At 72.7% G+C, this 4,445-nt stretch carries 1 protein-coding gene; it reads left to right on the top strand.

The annotated features are described in order from the left end of the window. A partial coding sequence (locus FNH05_RS38470; RefSeq protein WP_186382862.1) for a hypothetical protein occupies positions 1–4,445 on the top strand: 4,445 nt, incomplete at both ends.

The following is a 4,445-nucleotide window of genomic DNA, read 5'->3' as shown; positions in this document are numbered from 1 at the left end:
AGGCGTTCCGGCGGGGTGCCGGTGATCCCGCCGCCTACACGACGGTGATGCATCACGACGAGGGCGGTTTCTCGGTTTGGCGGAAGTCGGATGGACAGCGGGTCCGGCTGGACGAGGCCGGTGTGGTGCGGCTGCTCGACAGCACGGGGCTGCCGGGTGGCCGGGCGTGGCGGGACCGGCCCGAACTGGTGATGTTGAGTTGCCGGGTGGCCGATCCCGCGCTGGGTGGCAGGCTGGGGCGACTGGCGGACCTGTTGCGGCAGGACGATTACCACGGCGACGTGCGCGGCCCGTCGACCCGGGTGGAGATCCTCGAGGACGGCACGGTCCGTGTTCCCGATGGCAGCCGCTCGCCGCATCGGTCGGTCACGCTCGCCCAAGAGGACGGCACGCCGGGCAACGGCCTCGGGAACACCGCCGCCGAGGCCGAATCACCGGAAGGCTCGCCAGAAAGCGCTTCACTGGACGCGGACCAGCTCTCGCGCGACGTGACGGACGCGGAGCTCGGCAGGCAGCACACCTTCCGGGTCGACGCCACCGGCACGAGCCTGGCCGATCCCGCGCAACTCGCGGACCTGCGGGCGCTGGCGGGTGCGCTGCGGTCGTCGGTGCGGTTCCAGCAGGCCGACGGCCTGCCGGTGCCGCGGGTCGACATCGGCGGTGACCAGCGGGACGCGCAGTTCGTCGCCGACCTGCTGCGGACGGCACTGGGCACCGACCCGGCGCGGCCGTTGCCGGAGATCGTGGTCGGTCCGGGCGCTGCGGGCCGGGTCACCGTCGACGTGTCGGTGCCCATCCTGCCGTGGGGAGCCGAGCACGCCCCCACCGCGAATTCGGCGGGCGGGATCAGCTTCGACTCGGGCACCGCCTCGGAGGGGGCCGTCTGGGAACGCCTGCACAACGCGCTGCCGCCGACGAGCGGGAAGAAACCGTTCTCCGTCTACGTCACGGGCCGCGACGGCAGGTTCCTCGTCAACGGCAACCTCCTCGACGGTGCCACCCTGGCACGGCACGTCCGGAACTCACCGGCGTTTCAGTGGCACGCCGCCGACCCCGCCGTGCCGGTCAGGCTGGTCGGCGCCGACCCCGCGCATCCGGACCGGACGATCCAGGCGGCGAAGGAGTTCGCGGAGGCGCTACGAGGCACCGAGCCGTACCGGTCGGTGACCGCCGCGACCCGGCCGCTGAAGCTGGACGCCGCGGGCCACTCGGTCCCGGCGGACAGCGGCTCCTACGAGCCGGTGTCGGAGATCCGGCCGGACGACGTGCGGTGGGTGCCGCTGAAGGACTCGAAAAACCGGCAGTTCGGCATGGGCTTCGCTTCCCCGGTGCGCCTTGACACCAACCTGGCCGCCACGCTGACCGCGACCAGCGACCACAGCCTGCGGGCCGTGACCGAGGTCTCCACCGACGCGGCGGGCAAGGTGCGCTCGGAAGAAACGACCACGCAGGCGTGGGCCGCGGCAACCGATGGCCCCCGGACACGCCCTGTCCAGCTCCTGCTGGACAGCGCGGGCGACGACTTCCTGGTCCCGTTGACGGATGGCAGCACCTGGCGTCTGGGACCCGCGGTGACCGCCGAGCTGATGGCGAAGTCCTCCGCGTTCCAGCAGCTGACTTCGGGCCCGGTCCGCCCGCCGTTGATCGTGCTCAGCCTGGTCGAACCGGCGGAGATGGCCGCGATGAGCATCGCCAACCGCGGGTTGCTGGCGAAGCTGCGAGCGCTGACCGGGCCATGGCAGACCCATACCTACTACGGCTCGTACTCCTTCACCCCGCATGCCATGCTCACCGTCCCGCGAGGCAGCGAGTTCGTGGAGGGGCCGCCGCCATCGCCCGGGGAGGTGGTGCGCGCGTCGTGGGACAACGTGTTCGGATTCCCCGTGCCCGGCGGGATGCGCGAGCCCGAGGCGGAGACCGAGGTGCTGGCGGACTTCGTCGACGCGATCATCCACGGCACCGCCGAGCTGGACGGGCCGTGGGCGCCGAAGAATCCGCTGATCGTCTCGGTCGACTCCCCGGACGGGACGTTCGCCCGGATCGCCACCAAGTCCGGCGCGGTGCTCGAACTCGACGGCCGCCGGCTCGGCAGGATGCTGCTGGCCGATCCGGACTTCGGGCGGCAACTGCGGGACGACCGGGAGCGGCCGGTGCTGCTGGTGGCCCGAGACGGTGGTGCCCGCGTGAACTTCGGCGGTCTCGGCTTCGACTTCGCGGGGGCGCTGCGCGCGGAAGGGGTGTTCACCGACGTCTACGCCCCGGACGGTGCGGCGAGTATCGAGCGGGACCGGATCGGCACCAGCGGGGACACCCGGTTCACGCTGGTGTCGGACCTGCGCGCCGGGGACGTGCGGACCAGCGTGCTGAAGAACAAGGCCGGTGAGCCGGTCGCGCTGTTCGTGCGGTATCCCGGGGACGGCCTGGCCTTCCGGCGGGCCCGCGCCTGGGCCGGGAACGCGACGGCCGACCGCCTGCGCGGGTACCTGGTCGAGGCCGGTTCCGCCGCGCACAAGGAGACCTCGCCGTGGCGGGCGGGCAGGCCGCCGGTGTTCCTGTTCACCGGCGCGGGCGAGCGGGGCTACCAGGCCATCCGCCGGGATGGGGTGACCCAGCAGCTCACCCCGGCGAAGCTGGCCCAGATCGTGCGGAGCGACCCCGCTCTGCGGGAGATGCTGGGCAGGGCGACCGGCTTCCCCGAGGACCGGTCACTGGTGCTCGCCACGCTGGACGGGGAGACGACGGGGATCGGCGAGTTCGCGCGGTCGCTGCTCCGCGGCGGCTACTCGCGCGCCATCCATCACACGCCGAGCGCCGTCAGGTTGTCCGGCGACGGATCCATCGCCACGGGCGGGAAGCGGTTCGAAACCACGGCGGCGCTGCTCCCCGGGCCGGACGACGTCGTCACCTACGCGATGGCCAACGAAACCCTGGGCACTCACGGGCAGTTCTTCCCGCTCAACGAGAAGGACGCCCAGGACATGTTCCTGCCCGCGTGGCGCGATTCCGCCGTGCGGCAGCGGTACTACTTCCGCACGACCGAAGTGCCGTTGTTCGGCCACAAGGTCGAGCGCCATTTTCCGGTCGTCGCGCCCTGGGCGGGCAGCACGCTTCCGACATGGTTCCTCGACGGCCACGGGGTGAAGGGCGGGCGGATGCCGTTCGGCCTGAAGACCGACCGGCCCCTGCACATCGGCGACGCCGTGGGCCTCGACGGCGCCGCCGGCGCGCGCATCGTCGCGGGCACCGAGGTGTTCCGGCGGGCCGGTGCGCACCCGGCGGCCCCGATCACGCTCGGGCAGTGCTGGCTGATGGCGACCCCGGCGGGTGCGGACGCGGCTCCCGCGGAACGTTTCAAGGCCGAGTGGCAGCAGATCACGGGTGGCCCGGTCCAGGTGTTCGGTGCCACCAATGTCGTACTGGTGAGCAACAGCAACGCCAGCCACACCGTCGGCGACGGCGGGATGTTCACCGAGGCCCTGCCGGACGGGACCCGCGTCCCGGAGGTCCCGCTGGCCGACCTCGCGGCCAAGGAGATCGAATCGGTGGAGGTCGTCTTCCCGGGGAGAAGCACCACGCTGCCGGGGCCGCGGGTCGCCGACGTGCGCCAGGCCGCGCGCCAGGTCGCGCGCGCCGCGGCCTGGCGCCTGCGCAACAAGGTGACCCTGCCGGGGGTGACGATCGTGGGCTTCGGCCACACCGGCCTGCTGACCAACGCGCGGCAGGCCAAGGCCGCGGGCCAGGGGCGGGCGGACGCGGTCGCCGCGGTGTTCCGGGACGAACTGACCGAGGAGGCGCTGCGGCTGAGCAGGCTGGGCCTGGACATCCGGCCGGAGCAGATCGCCGTCCAGGTCTTCGGTGCCGCGGCGCAACCGGGCACCGTGGGACGGATCGCGCAGCTCTACGTCCGGCTCCCGAAGGATGACGTCGGCGCGGAGGCGGTGCAGCGGATCTTCGGCGGCGACCGTTCGGACGCCGCCGTCCGGGCGCTCAACGAGGCGTTCGCCGCGCTGGCTCCCGGCCACGACAGCCACGACGGCCATGCCGGAAACGCCGGTGTCGTCCCGGACCTGTCCTCGGAACCTCCCGCCATGGCGGAAGCGCGGTCCGGGCTGGAGGGGGCGAACGCGAAGCTCGGCATGCGGGGGCAGTACTTCCCGTCCCGGGAATTCGACCGCACACCGACGCCGGACGACGGTGGGCACGACACCACTGGGATCGAGCGCAGCGCCGGGATCGAACCGTCCGCCCAGCGCCGTTTCACCTGGGCCCGCCACGACCGGCTGCCGCCACTACCACCGCTGCGGGAACTGGTCGAGCCGTCGCGGCTGATGCCTTCGGGGTGGCTGCGCGGTGCCCTCCGCACGGCCGAGGAGGTCGCTCGTTTCCGCGACGACCTCGACCGCATCGTGCGGGTGGCCGGAGACCGGTGGCGCGTCGTGCTCTGG

Origin of the sequence: Amycolatopsis rhizosphaerae (genome assembly GCF_007713715.1) — a bacterium.
Classification (GTDB): domain Bacteria; phylum Actinomycetota; class Actinomycetes; order Mycobacteriales; family Pseudonocardiaceae; genus Amycolatopsis_E; species Amycolatopsis_E rhizosphaerae.
The sequence above is the reverse complement of the archived record's forward strand: the minus strand, read 5'-3'. Positions and strand labels throughout refer to the sequence as shown.